Source organism: Halomonas qaidamensis, from assembly GCF_025917315.1.
Lineage (GTDB): Bacteria > Pseudomonadota > Gammaproteobacteria > Pseudomonadales > Halomonadaceae > Vreelandella > Vreelandella qaidamensis.
Window position 1 is genome coordinate 2,317,249 of sequence record NZ_CP080627.1, and the last position, 15,107, is coordinate 2,332,355.

14 protein-coding genes are annotated in these 15,107 nt (G+C 49.5%); 4 read left to right on the plus strand and 10 right to left on the minus strand.

The window, feature by feature from the left end:
- Nucleotides 1-145: 145 nt before the first annotated feature.
- Together K1Y77_RS10755 and K1Y77_RS10760 are read left to right on the plus strand one after the other, a co-directional pair.
- Complete coding sequence (locus tag K1Y77_RS10755) at nt 146-634, plus strand: pyridoxamine 5'-phosphate oxidase family protein (RefSeq protein WP_030072083.1); 489 nt, start codon at nt 146-148, stop codon at nt 632-634.
- A gap of 43 nt (nt 635-677) precedes the next feature.
- The gene (locus tag K1Y77_RS10760) at nt 678-1,181 is read left to right on the plus strand and encodes a CAP domain-containing protein (RefSeq protein ID WP_264428379.1); all 504 of its coding nucleotides are present in this window, start codon (nt 678-680) and stop codon (nt 1,179-1,181) included.
- Between the two features lie 6 nt (nt 1,182-1,187).
- On the opposite strand, the gene K1Y77_RS10765 is transcribed toward K1Y77_RS10760, so the two are convergent.
- Nucleotides 1,188-1,661: a CreA family protein gene (locus tag K1Y77_RS10765; protein ID WP_030072079.1), complete on the minus strand. Its 474-nt coding sequence runs from the start codon at nt 1,659-1,661 to the stop codon at nt 1,188-1,190.
- 176 nt (nt 1,662-1,837) lie between these two features.
- On the opposite strand from K1Y77_RS10765, the gene K1Y77_RS10770 reads away from it, so the two are divergent.
- On the plus strand, nt 1,838-2,938 hold the full coding sequence (locus K1Y77_RS10770) for an ADP-ribosylglycohydrolase family protein (protein WP_264428380.1): 1,101 nt from the start codon (nt 1,838-1,840) through the stop codon (nt 2,936-2,938).
- A gap of 14 nt (nt 2,939-2,952) precedes the next feature.
- Here the strand turns inward: K1Y77_RS10770 and ovoA are convergent, their stop codons facing one another.
- On the minus strand, nt 2,953-5,100 hold the full coding sequence (gene ovoA, locus K1Y77_RS10775) for a 5-histidylcysteine sulfoxide synthase (protein WP_264428381.1): 2,148 nt from the start codon (nt 5,098-5,100) through the stop codon (nt 2,953-2,955).
- 674 nt (nt 5,101-5,774) lie between these two features.
- Between ovoA and K1Y77_RS10780 the strand changes: the two genes are divergently transcribed.
- A complete protein-coding gene (locus K1Y77_RS10780; protein ID WP_264428382.1) occupies nt 5,775-7,304 on the plus strand; it encodes a sensor domain-containing diguanylate cyclase in 1,530 nt (509 codons plus the stop codon).
- A gap of 94 nt (nt 7,305-7,398) precedes the next feature.
- On the opposite strand, the gene K1Y77_RS10785 is transcribed toward K1Y77_RS10780, so the two are convergent.
- The 8 genes from K1Y77_RS10785 to K1Y77_RS10820 form a co-directional block, all read right to left on the minus strand.
- A complete protein-coding gene (locus K1Y77_RS10785; protein ID WP_264428383.1) occupies nt 7,399-8,172 on the minus strand; it encodes an HNH endonuclease in 774 nt (257 codons plus the stop codon).
- A 270-nt stretch (nt 8,173-8,442) separates the two neighbouring features.
- A complete protein-coding gene (locus tag K1Y77_RS10790; protein WP_264428385.1) occupies nt 8,443-8,886 on the minus strand; it encodes a hypothetical protein in 444 nt (147 codons plus the stop codon).
- A 100-nt stretch (nt 8,887-8,986) separates the two neighbouring features.
- Nucleotides 8,987-10,270, minus strand: a complete 1,284-nt coding sequence (locus K1Y77_RS10795; protein WP_264428387.1) for a vWA domain-containing protein — start codon at nt 10,268-10,270, stop codon at nt 8,987-8,989.
- A 15-nt stretch (nt 10,271-10,285) separates the two neighbouring features.
- Nucleotides 10,286-10,777 (minus strand): hypothetical protein, encoded by a 492-nt coding sequence (locus K1Y77_RS10800; protein ID WP_264428388.1) that lies wholly within the window; start codon nt 10,775-10,777, stop codon nt 10,286-10,288.
- Nucleotides 10,778-10,809: 32 nt separating this feature from the next.
- Nucleotides 10,810-11,574 (minus strand): hypothetical protein, encoded by a 765-nt coding sequence (locus K1Y77_RS10805; protein ID WP_264428390.1) that lies wholly within the window; start codon nt 11,572-11,574, stop codon nt 10,810-10,812.
- 21 nt (nt 11,575-11,595) lie between these two features.
- On the minus strand, nt 11,596-13,167 hold the full coding sequence (locus K1Y77_RS10810) for a formylglycine-generating enzyme family protein (protein WP_264428391.1): 1,572 nt from the start codon (nt 13,165-13,167) through the stop codon (nt 11,596-11,598).
- Nucleotides 13,157-14,413: an ABC transporter permease gene (locus tag K1Y77_RS10815; RefSeq protein WP_264431463.1), complete on the minus strand. Its 1,257-nt coding sequence runs from the start codon at nt 14,411-14,413 to the stop codon at nt 13,157-13,159. The genes K1Y77_RS10810 and K1Y77_RS10815 overlap by 11 nt, the downstream gene beginning before the upstream one ends.
- Entirely contained in the window at nt 14,406-15,104 is a 699-nt protein-coding gene (locus K1Y77_RS10820) for an ABC transporter ATP-binding protein (RefSeq protein ID WP_264428393.1), read from the minus strand. Before K1Y77_RS10820 ends, K1Y77_RS10815 begins: the two co-directional genes overlap by 8 nt.
- Between the last annotated feature and the right edge of the window lie 3 nt (nt 15,105-15,107).

Sequence of the window (15,107 nt, forward strand, 5' to 3'; positions counted from 1 at the left end):
CTGTTAGCAGAATTTGTACAAAAAGCTGCTCCACTTAAACAGCTTTCGTATAGATTCTTACCAACGATGATGAATCAGTATGTTGGTTGGCGATTATTAGCCTTCAACACGTAAATAGTCCTCAATACATAAGGAGTGTGACGCTATGTCCAGCCCGGAGCATAAGCAGAAAATCTGGAAGATGATTAAGGACATTAAGGTAGGTATGTTGGTAACGTTAGATAACGATGTACCACGAGCACGCCCCATGCATTTGGTTCAAGATGACTACGACGGAACGCTATGGTTTTTCACACGTCGTAGTGCCGAAAAGGTGTTTGAAACCGAAAGCGATCACGATGTATGCCTTAGCTTTTCCGATCAGGAAGATGGCGTTTATGTATCGCTTTCGGGTAAAGCTAACCTAATCGATAATCGCGAGCTGATTGAACGTTACTGGAACCCCTTTATTGCAGCGTGGTTCCCAGAGGGAAAAGATGACCCTGACGTAGCGCTACTAGAAGTTAACGTGCAGATGGGCGAGCACTGGAAGGCAAAAGAGAGCAAAGCCTTCCAGCTCTATGAAATAACCAAAGCCAATCTCAAAAAGGACGCTACCCCTAACCTGGGTGAAAATGAAAAATTCGGCGGCTAAAATAACCTCAAAGCGCCCAGCCTATTGGGCGCTTTCTAGTGCGATGACACTGATGCTAGTGGGCATCACCAGCGCATGGGCTGGTGATGGCCCTACCCCTAACGCACCCGATAAAGAGTGTGGACTTTCTACTCAGCAACAGGAAATGCTGGCGTTAGTTAACGAAGCACGCAGCCAAGCCCGACAGTGCGGCGATCAACAGTTTGCAGCAACAGAACCGCTGACCTGGAACTGTAAGCTTGCAAGGGCTTCTCAACTACACGCCGAAGATATGGCAGAGAATGACTACGTTAGCCATACGTCTCCTGACGGTTCGGGTATAGAGCAGCGCATTAACAATCAGGGCTACCCATGGCAAGCGGTGGGTGAAAACATTGCAGCTGGTCAATTATCGGCTGCCGCCGTGGTAGAAGGCTGGCTAGAAAGCCCCGGCCATTGCAGCAACATTATGAACGCCACGTTCACAGAAATCGGCATGGCAAGTGCTCAGAATGCTGACTCACAGTTCACCACCTACTGGGCCCAGGCTTTAGGGAATGCCCGCTAGGGCTGCCTAAAACCCGCCATAGTGAACTGCTGAAATCGCATTCTTTGGCGATCCGTCAACAAGCTTGGTGCTGTAGGTCAAGTACACAAAGGTTTCAGTTTCAATATCGTGCATACGTACCACACGCATATTTTTGAAAAGAGCCGAGCGGCGCTGATTAAAAACCACTTCTTGCTCATCGACTTCATCAGGGTCAAAAATCACCTCCCCCGTTTGCCGACAGGCAACACTCGCTTCACTGGCTTCTTCTGCCAAACCCACTGCGCCGGAAATCCCTCCTACCTGAGAGTAAGAGAGATAACAGGAAATACCTTGTACTTTTGGGTCATCGAAACGCTCTACTTCAATGGTACTGTTCGGGCCAATCAACCTGAACTCTGTTCGCACGCTGCCAATATGCGCATCCTGCGCCAATAGTGAAATGGGAATTGAAAACATCATAACCAGTGATGTAATGGCAACAGGTTTTAGAAAACGCATGAGGGTGTCCTTAAAGGAATCAAAATAACAACAAGCCCAGAGCATACCTGATAACAACAACTTCAGTTCAGCCGTTAGACAGCCATGTCCATATACAGTCATCGAGGGTAGGAGCCGATATAGTAGGTTATCAGTGCAAAGACTCCCGCCAGTCCTCACCAACGTAAAGGCCCCTTATGACAAATGCCACGTTAATGACAAATACCGCGTTATCAAGAGCACGCGCTGCACTCAAGAACCTGTTTATTGGCGATGCATTAGCCATGCCCGTCCACTGGTTCTACAACGTTCACGATATTGACCGTGCCTTTCCAGACGGCATCACCACCTTTGAAGCGCCGCCTGAGTTTCACCCATCGTCGATCATGTCGATGCACTCCACCAGCAGCGGCGGCCGCAAGCGCTCCGGCAGCCCGCAGCCCGAGATCGTCGGCGACGTTATACTCAAGGGCAAACAGGGCTACTGGAATCGCCCGAATGTTCACTATCATCAGGGCATGCAGCCCGGTGACAACACCCTGAATGCCCACTGTGCGTTAACCCTGATGCATAGCATGGCAGAAACTGATCAGCATTATGACAGCGACGCCTTTCTTGAAGCTTACATCCAGCTGATGACCGCCGAAACGCCCGCCCACCCGGATACCTACGCGGAATCCTACCATCGCGGTTTTTTTGCCAACCTGGAAAAAGGTTTGTCGCCCAAGCAATGTGGCGCCGTGACCCACGACACCCCGTCGATTGGCGGGCTGGTGACCATAGCGCCGCTGGTCATTGGTGAACGCTTGAAAGGCACCTCATTAGCGGATACCCGCAAACTTTGCCGTCAGCATCTCGCCCTGACCCACCCGGACACCTTCTTGGCGGACGTGTGTGATGCCTATGTGGCGCTGATCGATAACCTGCTGTTCAGAGATACGGACGACCACATAGAGGAAGCGCTGCTTAACGCCACCCGCAGCCTGGCAAAGCGTGAACTGACTACTCTGGTAAAAAGCCAGCATAGCGAGCGAGAAGTGATTGGTGGGGTGCTATCAACGGCCTGCTATATCACCGATGCCTGGCCAGCCGTGCTCTATCTGGCATGCAAACACCACGATAACCCGATGAAAGCCTTGCAGATCAATGCTGAAGTGGGCGGTGACAACGTTCACAGAGGGGCCGTGCTGGGGGTCTTGCTAGGGTTGATCAACGCTGAAGCGGCTGATGAAGTGTTATATGCCCGATTAACCGAACAGGCGTCGATTAACCGGGCGATTGAATCCTTAGTAGGCTAAAAGCCAGTCAAAGGCTAGGAGCGACGCTCCCATAAAGTCACTTCCGAGAGGCTATGCTGATATTTATGCATGGTCTCTCTGATCACAAAGGGCACCTTTTCAGGCTCGCTGATCATCCGGAAGTGAGGTTCAAGCAGTTCCTTCAGGCCTTCCAGGGTAGTGACATTCTCCCCGTCGCGCTTGAAGCCGCCAATCCACTCCTCCTTGGGCGTGTACTCTTCAAGCCAGGTATAGGGCGAGGCAATCATCAGAATGCCCCCGGCATTGATGCGCTCATGGATGCTCTGCAAAAACTGTGACGGCTTGTACAGGCGATCAATCAGGTTGGCGGCCAGCACCAGATCATAGTGGTTGAACTGCGGCTTAAGGTTGCAGGCATCGCCCTGATGGAAGCTGACGCGCTCGGCTGAATCTTCCAGCCCCAGGCTCGCCAGGGTGCGTTCCTGATAGCTGACCAGCTCGCCTTCCTCTACGCGGGTATAGCGCAGCACTTTCTGCTCGGCCATTTCCACACCCTGGCGGATAAAGTTAGCCGAGAAATCTACCCCATCCACGTGTTCAAACTCACGGGCCAACTCAAAGCTGGAACGCCCGCTGGCACAGCCCAGATCCAGGGCGCGAGCTTTCTGGCGACCAGCCATGCTGGCCAACGCCTTGTTGGCTAGCGCCTGTGGGAAGTTGGCAACCCCGAACCACTCATCGCCATAATGGAACTCAGCGTACTCGGCCATGCGGGCATCGCTTTCATAGTAGGCGCTGGGCATCTTGACTTCTGCATCCGACACCACGTAGCGGAAACCGGCGTGCTGGAAGAAGTGACGGCGGAACGCATAACGGGCGCTGAGGCGCGTTTCGTTGCCACATGAAATCCACGAACCACCCTTGATCAGGTTATGCTGGTTATCAAAGGTCGGCGTAGTGAAATCATCGTACAGCGGATGAACATCAAAACCCGGGAACGGATAGGTCGGCGTCTCAACCCACTGCCAGACGTTACCCACCACGTCAAACCACTGGCCGTGCTGGAAGCGGGTTACTGGGCAGGAAGAAGCGCCGTGATCCAGGTGCAGGTTGGCATTGGCAGGGGTATCGTTTTCCAGCTCGGAAACCCCGGCCTCCTCTGCCAGACGGTGCCACTCATCTTCGGTCGGCATGCGCACCGGCTGGCCAAGCTGTGCACTCTTCCAGTGACAGAACGCCTTGGCTTCGTGAAAGTTAACTTCTACCGGCCAATCCCAAGGCATTTCCACTTCTTCGGTCATCAGGCGCAGATGCCACTCGTTTTTCCACACCCAGAAGGTCGGGTGCGTTGCCTTGGCAAAGTTGCGCCAGCCCAACCCCTCTTCTGACCAGAATTCATCGCTCAGATAGCCACCGGCTTCGACAAATTCGAGAAATTCACTGTTGCTGACCAGGAACTGGCTGGCCTTGAATTCGTCCACTTCAGCCTTGTGATGGCCGTACTCGTTATCCCAGCCGTAAAAGGCATCATCGAAATCCTTGCCCAGGGTGACTTCACCCCCCGGCACGGTAATCAGGCTGTTCTCCGGCGGCTCACCGCTGATGCGCAGCGGCTCCCATTGTTTCTGGGGAGTGACCAGGTGGAGCAGCTGCTGACGGATTAATACCGACGATGTCTCCAAGTGAATCCGCTCGTGCTCGATGCCCATCACAATCGGCCAGAAGGGGCTGTCCCAACCGATTGGAAGCGAAAGCGGCAACTCACGAATCAGCTGCAATACGGCAGCGCGCACCTTGCCACGATAGGCCATGACCTCATCCACCGACGGCCATTCGTAGTGATCCTCGTTGAGGTCATCCCAGCTCATTTCATCAACGCCCACAGCGAAAATAGACTCCATATTCGGGTCTATCCGCGTAGGCAGCAGTTTGGCTAGCACCAGCTTGTTGACGAAGAAGGTAGCGGTATGCCCGAGGTAAAAAATCAGTGGATGCCGTAAGGGGATTGACTTGCGAATATAGGATTCTTCGCTGACCAGGGTGGTAAACAGCGACTCGTAGCGGTCGAAGGTCGCCGTGAAGCAGGCCTCAATTTCTCTACGCGTTGCGTCAGGATCGCTACCTGCAAGCATCACGGTGCGTGGAAAAAGGTCAGGTAATGTCGATGCTGGTAATTCGGAGAGGGAGCTTGGGGAAGTCATAGTTAAGAATGCCTTTTATCTTTAAACGATGATGGTTTTTTATGACAGTTCTTTTACAGAAGCCCTGGCTCAGCATAAAACTTGGACGCTAGCAACTGGCGTTCTTACCACGCTCACCAATTTCACCAGCTACCGCACTTCATTAAACTCGTCGCATCTCCGTTGCAACCGCTGAACTTAGGGCTAATAAAATTCAATAGCCAAATCGTTAAAAACCAAAACTTAGACAAAAGCTACCACTAGTTGTACAAAAAAGCTCTAAAACCAGCAAATATTTTACGTTAGCGTTTGTAGGGGCTTGGTTAGGGTCAGGGTTTCGAAAGGTTGCATCATAGGCCCTGCCATGTCAGGAAGCTCGGGAGCGCTATCCTTACGGCAGGCAATACAGGTGGCATTGCCATCACTGATAGTGACCGATCTTATGCGGGATTCTATCCGGTTGTATCAGATAGGAACAAACACTGACCACGGGAGATACGGTTGCTCCCCCATGAATCGACGCGGCTATTCACGCCGCTACTAAATAATGCGTGCATCAAACTCAAAAACATCAAAAGAGTGCTGCCTCTGCCTACCCTCTTTTGCACTTATAGCCTATGCTATAAAACAACTGTTTGATTATAAAAACTATAAAGTACTTACCTCACTAGCCGCACGACCAAAAGGGAGTTGCTATGCTGGCTATTCAACCAACCGACTACAGTGCTCAACTATCGCTTAGCTCTCCACTACCGGACTTTATCCGACAAAATCTCGAAGGCTGTGCATCACTGCCTACACTCCCTTCTGTCGCTATGAATGTTCTCGCCACTGCAAGATCTCCACATGCTAATGTCAAAGCCTACGCGGATGCTATTGAGAACGATCCGGTTCTCACTACACGCCTGTTGGCGTTAGCAAATAGTGCCTACTATGCACGCAGCGCTCCGCCCATCAGTAGCTGCCAAGAAGCGGTGGCTTGTATTGGGCTAGACACTACCTTAGCAGCCACCCTTAGCTTCAGCCTATTTCGTCAGAAAGGGGCAAATGCATATCTACAAAGAGTTTGGAGTCGCTCGCTCATTGCTGCCATCGCCTCACGTTATCTTGCGGATCACTTGTGCCGATCAAAAAAAGGGTTCGTTTTCACAGCTGCCCTTTTGCAAGATATTGGGGTGTTAGCCCTAGAGTCTCTTTATCCAGATGAAATGGAGAGTGTCTATGAAACGCCGATGGTCTTTCATCCTGAGCTGAGTCATAACGAGCAAGTGCTATTCGGTTGTGATCATGCCGTTGTGGGTGCTTGGCTTGCGGCCAAATGGGGAGTCCCCACTACCATTGCAGAAGCTATTCAGACAAGTCACCTAGACTTCTCCGCGACATCAGCGGAGCAATTATGCATCCGGCTATCTGGGCATATTGCTGATGCTTGGCTCTCACCAGCGCCAGCACAAGCGCTGGTAACCCTGATGAGAAAATTGGAAGGCCACCAGTTAGTAGAGCATATAGAACTGGAAGAGCTTCTGAACAATATTGAGACACAGCTTCCCAGCCTAGCCAATATTCTCGATATTACAGCCCCTACCCAGCGCGATAATGAAGCGCTACTGGCAGAGGCTCAGCAACTTTTGTTTGAGCAAACCCTAGATTTGAGAGCACGCTTAGATCAACAGCAAAAAGAACTGGCCCAACTCCTTGAGCGACAAAACGATCTAGAGTCACGGAGCCGCACCGACTCACTTACAGGAATCGCCAATCGGGGATGGTTAGAGGAGCAGTTAGATAAGCGGTTTCAGAAATGCCGGGAAGATGATGGTGCGCTTTCAATCATATTTATAGATATTGATCACTTTAAAACCATCAATGATCAGTTTGGTCACGCTGCCGGAGATAGGGTGCTGGTGAGTTTTGCTAAGCTTCTCAATGCAAGTGTTCGCGATGGCGACCTTGCAGGCCGTTACGGCGGTGAAGAGTTTATGGCTATATTACCCGGAGAAAACGCAAACGGAGCCAGAAAATTTGCCCAACGTGTTGCCTATCGGCTTCAAAAACAACCAATGGCATGGTGTGAAGACCGTCCAATTTATGTGACTGTCTCTATCGGTATTGCCTGTCTAGAAGATGGAGGGTTTGCCAGTGCGCCTGAGCTCGTTAATGCCGCTGACCAAAGCATGTACTTTATTAAACATAATGGTCGTAGTGGTATTGCCGTATACGGACGTTAAATCTAAAACATCAACATTGACCAAGTAGTACCATGCTGGCTGTTACTTCCACCACTTTTGCTGCTGTATGATGGTTTTTACCAAATACCCGTTTTTATCCGAAATGTTGTTTGCGATGGCAGTTGGGACAAAGTGCTATTGCATTTTCAACAGTGTCGTCGCCATTATCCGCTAGGCGTACTATGTGATGAACTTCCAGGTAGGGTGTATTATCTTTTCGCTTTTTAAAAGGGGCATCATTTCCACAGGCTTCACATTTACCTCCTGCTCGTAGCAATACAGTTGCCACTACGTCCGGATTGCGTTTAAACGTAGTGATTGCTACAACACATTTCTCAGGCTTTTTATTAGCTTTTTTAAGCCTGAATGCTCTAGCTTTTTCAGATGAATTCAAAGATCTTTCAACTTCAAGATTAAATTTTTCTTCGTTATCTTCAATAGTAGATGATCGAGGCAAAACAAGAGTATTCAGCAAATCCACTACAGCCTCATTTAGACTGCTTTGAAATGAAACGCCTTGTCTACAAAAATATCTTTTAAAATTAGACCACCGCTTATCGCCTTTAATCTGAGGCAGCTGCCTACTTATTTTATCTTCATCAAGATCAATATACGTTGTTAATTTTGAAACGTCTTCCAACTTCATTCTATATGGTCGAGCACTTTCTTCATCATAATAGTGACTCACTATCTTAAAAACACCACATAATTGGAAGCAATCTACGCTGGGTCTTTTTTGGATTATAAAAACAAAATCACCACGCCTTGTTTGGCTCTGCTTGCTCTCTTTTGATACACCATAACCAGTGTGGTAGCAAAATTCACTGCCATTTTTAGGACCATGGTATGCATAAAAATAGTTTGGCATTTAATTCTCTACCTATTTTATAGTGGCGTATTTTTCGAGGGTTTAACGTATGATGATCGAATGCAAATATCATAGAAACGTAGCTATTTTTTATTGGAAGTATAAATAAAAGCTGTCCAACACTACTAGTGCTAAAACTCCCCATCCAGATTAAAAAAAGCAGGAATGAGGAGCTTTGACAGTTATTTAACTCACTTTATTTAAAAAGCCACCTATACAGCAAGAACTTAATATGCTGCCAGCTTCATAAAGCAAAGCTATTAGCAAAAATTATTTTTCTTTGTTGACTAAACGCTCCATATTTAAAGCAATTGATAAAACTAAAATCAGCCCTTCTTTTAGTAAAGACATGCCTATTACAGCAAAGTAAAAATACACTAATACTGTAACGCCAGCAGCAATTCCTGTCATAATATTTGCACCATATCCCATGGTTCCACCGATAAGCGCAACGACACTCATCAAAACACCAATAAACCACGATAAAAAAATAGCACCATCCCAAGCCGCCCTAAACCAGTCAAACACGGGAAACTCAGATTTACTTGAAGCCATCTTATCTTCATCGCTAATGTGGCGCATGGCAGCAAGACGCAAAGCTGCTCCTTTCCAGATTGACCACGGAATAGTAAAAAAACGTACAACACAAACGATAAGCGCTTGAATAACCGCTGGAACAATTGCAGTACCAACTTGGTTATTTGATTGAGTCATTCTCTTTCCTTATTAAAGGTTAATGGCGCCATTGGCGCAGAGGCAACATTGCCTACCGTAGAACTGCTCGTTCATTACGAGCAGGATTAGTGAAGTACGTTTATTCACAATGGCTGGCATCAAGCAGCTGAGCGCTGGCTTTTTCCAACATACCGCTAATCTCAGCGGCATTCTGTGAGCTGAACACTTGGCCACCTGTGTGCTCTGCTAAACAGTTGGATAAGCCGCCTTGAGTGACATCGACAACATTAATTGTAAGCCGTGGCTGGTTTTGGGCAATTTCTGCTGCTATTTGACACTGATTTTGTCCACAACCGTCAACACCATCAACAAAAGCGATAATGGTCGCATCCCGCTCTCGACCATCAACTAACCCCGCCGCAGCGACCAAGCTTTGCGCAAGAGGAGTACCATCATAAGCGTGCAGGGACTGGATACCGTTAATCAATTGCGTTCGCTGCTCTAGGCTAAAAATGCCTTGCTCGACTGGGTTACCACAGCCCGCATAGGTAATTAGCCCAGCATCAATATCAGAATGAAGCTGATTAATAACACGAGAAACCGACTCCTTGGCTATCTCTAAACGAGAAGGCCCGGCCTCTAATGCCAAAAGACGTTCATTACCGAGATCACGCAGCATCATCTGACGAAACTGAGGCATGTTGAAATACCAATCTTCGTCCGCTTGAGTCGCTTCAATATTGAGATTCATGGAACCGGAGGTGTCAAAAATCAGCACGAACTCCGGCGGTAAGCCCTGCTCATCTTCGCGGCAGGCGTAGGGCACAGCTTCTTCGTCAGGCCCACTATTCCAGTAATGCTCAAGCGGCCAAAGGAAATAAAGCAACCCTGCGGCAACCAGCAAAAAAAGCAGCGGCAACAACCAAAGCAGCGGCCTAAATGACTGACGCTTAACACTCACAGGAGCAGCGACGGGGGTCGCCACCACGGGAGCAGGCTTAGGGGTAACAATGGGAGCGGCGGTGTTAACCATTTCCGCTCCCCAACGAATCACTACGGGTTCGCCATTAAGGCTATACAGATGCTGCTTGTCAGCGGGGCCAATCAGTGTTCGCAAGCTCTCACCTGCGTCTGCCTCCCCGCGTCTTACCAACTCATCAGCCAAATGCCCTAGACTTTTTTGGCGTTGCTCGAAACGTTCCAACAAAAGAGCTTGTTCCTCTTTTGTTAACGCATCAAACCTTAGCGGCTGCCCTGGCAGTTCTGTCCACCATTCCAGCGTATCGCCCTGGCCGTTACGAGGTAAGGCGAACATAGTGCCAATACTAGGGGGAAAATGGCGGTGAATAAGCGCGACCTTGGCCTGATAGCTTTCAAAGGTACCACCTAGCATCACCTGAGTATCACGCAGGATTCGTTGCATCGCTACCCATCCACCTTATTCATAGCCAAGGCTTTGTTGAAGGCGGCTTACTTGCTGTTCAAGCTCAGCTAACTGAGTTTGTTTCTCCGCCATTTCTGTTTGGTCACGGGCAGGCACTTGATTAGCGTTTAACTGCTGCTCAAGATCGTTAAGTCGATGTTGCAACCCAAGCTCTTCACCAGTACGCGCTTTTAAGCGTGTTAGTAATGTTTGTAGTGAATCATTAAGTGCTTGTTGCTTTTCACGCTGAACATTTAAGTCTTCTTGGACAGCGAGCTGTTGAGCCTTGATGTCTCTATACACTTGTTGAAATAGAGCGTTCTCATCTTGGTCCAAGCGAACTTGATGTTCGCGCTGATCTACTTGAGAACGATAAGCACCTGACGTATCACAGGAAAGCTTTGTCATCAGGCTTACATCATGATTACTTGGATCACACTGCTGTGAAGTGGTCGCACAACCGGCTAGCAGCAGCATACTGCTAGCGATCATTATGGATTTAATCATCTTGGATCTTTTCATAATGTTTCGGTCGTCCTTTAACCCAACGTAATAGCTGAACGCATGTTGTAGAGTTCATCTACTTCTTGCTGCAGTGCCAGCACTTTCTGGTTCATCAGATTAATATCTTGCTCAATGCGCTGCATTTCTTCAGGGCTTGCTTCTGAGCGCTCGGCATCAGCAACCTCCTGATATTCAGCTGACTTTTTATTCATATTCGCTACTTCGCGACGCAGGATATCAATATTACTGTCAATGCCAGCTAACTCACGATTAGCCGCTTCCCGGTCAAGTTGCTGAGTTTCCATTTCGTTCTGTATACGTTGAATGCGTGATTTATCTTCCTGCATAACGTCACGAACGGTATCGGTTCGAGCAATGATTTTTCGAGTATCTTCTTGAATATCAGCACTCATGGCATCTAGGCGCTCGGCAGTATTCGCATACTCACTACGTCGTTGATCCAGATAATAGTTGGCTCCCATGGCCACACCACAGGCACTTAAGCCAGCCACAATCATGCATTGTGTTTTGTTTCCTGGATTAGTGATTGCGCAGCCTAACATTCCCACTGCAGCGCCAGCAGCACAGGCTTGATAACCAGAGCGGCTAAAAAACTTAGCGTCATTACTTTGCGTTAATCGAGGATCCGCCGAAGCGCCATTGCTGTTATTTGACAGCAATGAACTACCCGTAGTGGCACAACCGCTTAACACTAACAGGCTGCTAGCGATAGCAGTCGCCATCAGTACTTTTTTCAAGCTCAATGATTGGCTTTTGGATGAAATAGAAGTGTGTTGCATAGTAGATTCCCTTGCGTTTTTTTAATTAGCCATGGCTTTACAGTTTTCCAGCCAGGCATTGGTGGAAACGTGCTGCTGTTGTAAGTAATCCCGCTGGTTTTTCCAGTGCGTGTGCAGATAAGGCGTGAGCTGAGTTAATTGACTATTACGGCTGATGATTTCTTCAAACACTTCAACTTGCTCTTCGAGCAGGGGTTCCCCATATAACGTAGCGGACTCGACAAGACTACTTGCGTAGTAGCGACTTAATGCTTCTAGCCTGGCATCCTGCTCTTCAAGGCGTTGTTGACGCATGCCACAACTTGCATCAGTACTACCCTCTCCACAGTTGATCTGATAATTGTTATGGAGAAAATCGAGGAAAACGCCATCATCTTCTAACTTAGTACAGAGGAAGCTTCCCAAATTAAGGCTAGCGCGCACTGCTAAATTGCGCGCCTCTTCCTGGCGCTGATTGCTCGCCCTAAGCTGGCTTTCCAAATCGCGTAGCTGCTCTTGTAAAGCGGTGTCTTCAAGCTCAGAGGCCAGATTGCTTAAACGTTGAACGGTTCCTGTGGTCTCTGCAGGGGCGCTACTGGCATCGAGATCTTCGCCTAGTTCACTCCAGCTTTCTTCGATGGCCGCAATTCGGTCTCGTGACGTTAACGCAGGCGCCACCAGCGCCAAACGAAAGCCTACTTGTCCGCTTTGCGAGTGATTGCTGTCACGGTAATAAGGCTCTTCACCACGGAGTGCTGTGCGAATATCGCTTTGGGGGGTTAAATAACTGCCTCCACGGACCACAAAACCACCCGCTTGGCCGTGCTGACGATCCAGTTTATTTAAGCGGAATGGCTCAAACATCATCTCTGACACATTGCCCAAGAGATCATGTAGGCCGAGTGGATTAGGTTGTAATAAACCGGCTAGTTGTAATTGCCCATTCGCCGACTGAGGCCCTGCGAACCACTCATGCGCATTCAAGCCATCTGGCATAGGGTAACGGCTGTCACGAAACGCCGCGGCGTCAACTTCTAGACCACCCCGAGCGGCGTATTCCCATTCAATTTCAGTGGGTAGGCGTAAAAAACCCAACACATTGTCTTCTTGAGGCAGGCTATCGACACTGTGCTCACGCAACCACAGGTTATAACGATCCGCTGCGGCCGTCGCATCAAACCAACTCACCGATACCATGGGCAAACGCAAACGTGTCGAAGGTGAGGGGCACGCTTCTCCCATTAACGCTTCATATTGCAATTGGGTTGTTTCATATTTAGCGAGCAAGTAGTAGCGCGATACCCCTTCACCTTCGCTGAAGTTGCCAGAAACATATGAGGGGCGGCGCTGCTCTACATATCCCCAACCGGTTCCGTCCTGACCAATATTAATCGGGTAATCGTCAAGTGGACCTTTAGCGGGAATATGGACTTTTCGAAACGCCATAGCGCCATCACAAGGCATTGGAAGAATGATGTCATCATCTTGTGGCTTAGGGTTATAAAGCCTTTCATCCCACTGCGCCGATGCGCTGCCTACTTGGCATAACAAAAACACAGCCCATCCAGCACTACGCCAGCGTTGGCCAGAGCGCTTAAAAGATTTACAGTTCACGCAAACTCTCCGCAGGTTCGATACTAAAAGCGCGCAGCATGCCGACCACGGCCACCACAAGGGCAACCAGCAAGGCCAGAAGCAGTGCTATTACGCCGTGTAGGAAGGTGATACGACAGACAACGCTTCCCGTTGTCGAACTCATTGCCAGTGCTTGGTTGAAGACTTCACTTCCCAGCTTGTAAAGAATCAATCCAACGCCATAAGCAATTAGTGTGAGCGTACTCGCCTGCAACACGATATAACCGGCGACTGCCGGGCGATCAAACCCCAACAAACGCAGCACCGCCAGGTCTTTACGTTTACGATCAATATTGGCTAGAAAAGCGCCGAGCATTGATGCCAAACAGCCCACCAGCGCCGTGCTGGCAATCACACCAAACACCAGCCCTAGCACATGATTGATCGCGTTAACGTTCTCAATGTCAGCCAGGCGGCTAGAGGTGTCGATGTGCTGCGCGTTGAGCCACTGCTCTAGTTTCCCCACCTGATCGGTGTCAGCGGCATACAACCGCGCCCGGGCAAACTGTGTTTCTTTTTCGCCACGCGCGTTTTCAGCTAATTCTTCACCTACTTCTCCACGTACTTTGCCAGTCGTGATGCCAAAAGCATCAATGCGATAGCCATCACGGAAGTCTTCAAGTGAAATTAATAGCGGTAGCGCCACAAAGGCAGCCGGACGTGGAAAGTTCTCCGCGGGTAGAACACCTTTTACAACCACAGATTGGCGTCCGCGCTCTGCTCGGCTATTCAGGCGGCGGCTGACAAATAGGCTCAGCTGGTCGCCTACCTCAACATTCAAACGTCGTGCCGCCGACTCACTTAACACCACGTCTAAGCCTTCAAGGGGCTGAGAAAGCGATAGCGACGCTAAAAGGGGGTCTCCTTCAGCGGTAGGGATAATTTCGGCGTTATCTACAAAGTGGCGGCTATCTTGAACCAGGTCGGCCTGGGTATTAAGTGAACGCGTCATGCCAATGGCAAAGCCCACTTCAGGCTGGCTACGCAACTGCTCCAGCCATTCAGCATCATAACGGCCACTGGAAATCATTCGAATTTCTAGGTTGCGCGGGTCGTTAAGTAACTCCGACTGTAACTGGCTGACGACGCCAAACTTAAGGCCGAATAACAGTAATAGTGGTGCAATTACTGCCACCAATGCCGCAGCAATACACATGGATACTTTGCGGTCATGCCAAAGGTCATGCATTGCTAACGATGCCAAGAGCCTGAAACGTTCAAACACGGGGTTCAAAGACGGTCTCCCCTTTTACTATGACGGCATCAATGCGGGGCAAACCAAATGTCCGCACAAGAGACCAGTCGTGGGAAACCACCAACGCAGAAAGCTGTAGCTCCTCCACTACCTCCATAAATAATGCAAATAAATCATGCGCACTGTGGGGGTCTAGTGCAGCAGTAGGCTCGTCAGCAAGCAGCAGTTGTGGCTCATGCGCTAATGCCCTCACAAAGGCAACGCGCTGACGCTCACCAATGGAAAGCATGGAAGGTCGTTTTTGCAATAAAGGCATAAGCCCAAGACGTTCTACTGCTTGCGTCGTCCTCGCACTTTCGCTGGCTAACCCCTGCAAACGGCGCGGCAAGGCAATATTGTCAGCCACGTTTAAGAAAGGCAGTAATCCACCGTTTTGTAGAACAAACCCTAGATCCCGGGCACGAAGTTTAGCCAGCTCACTTTGCTTATCTGTTCGCCAGAGCTTAGCCACATCGTGCTGTAACGTCCCCAGCTGGAAGTGCTCTAGCCTGCTGGGTGCCAATAGCAGACCCACGGCTTCCAACAAGGTGCTCTTGCCGCAACCGCTTGGGCCAGTAATCGCCACACACTCCCCTGGTGCTAGGGATAATGTTGGCAATCGAATCTTATGTGCTTGCGCGCCCACGCCCCGCTGAACGGTCATTCCCTGTATCGCCAACATCTC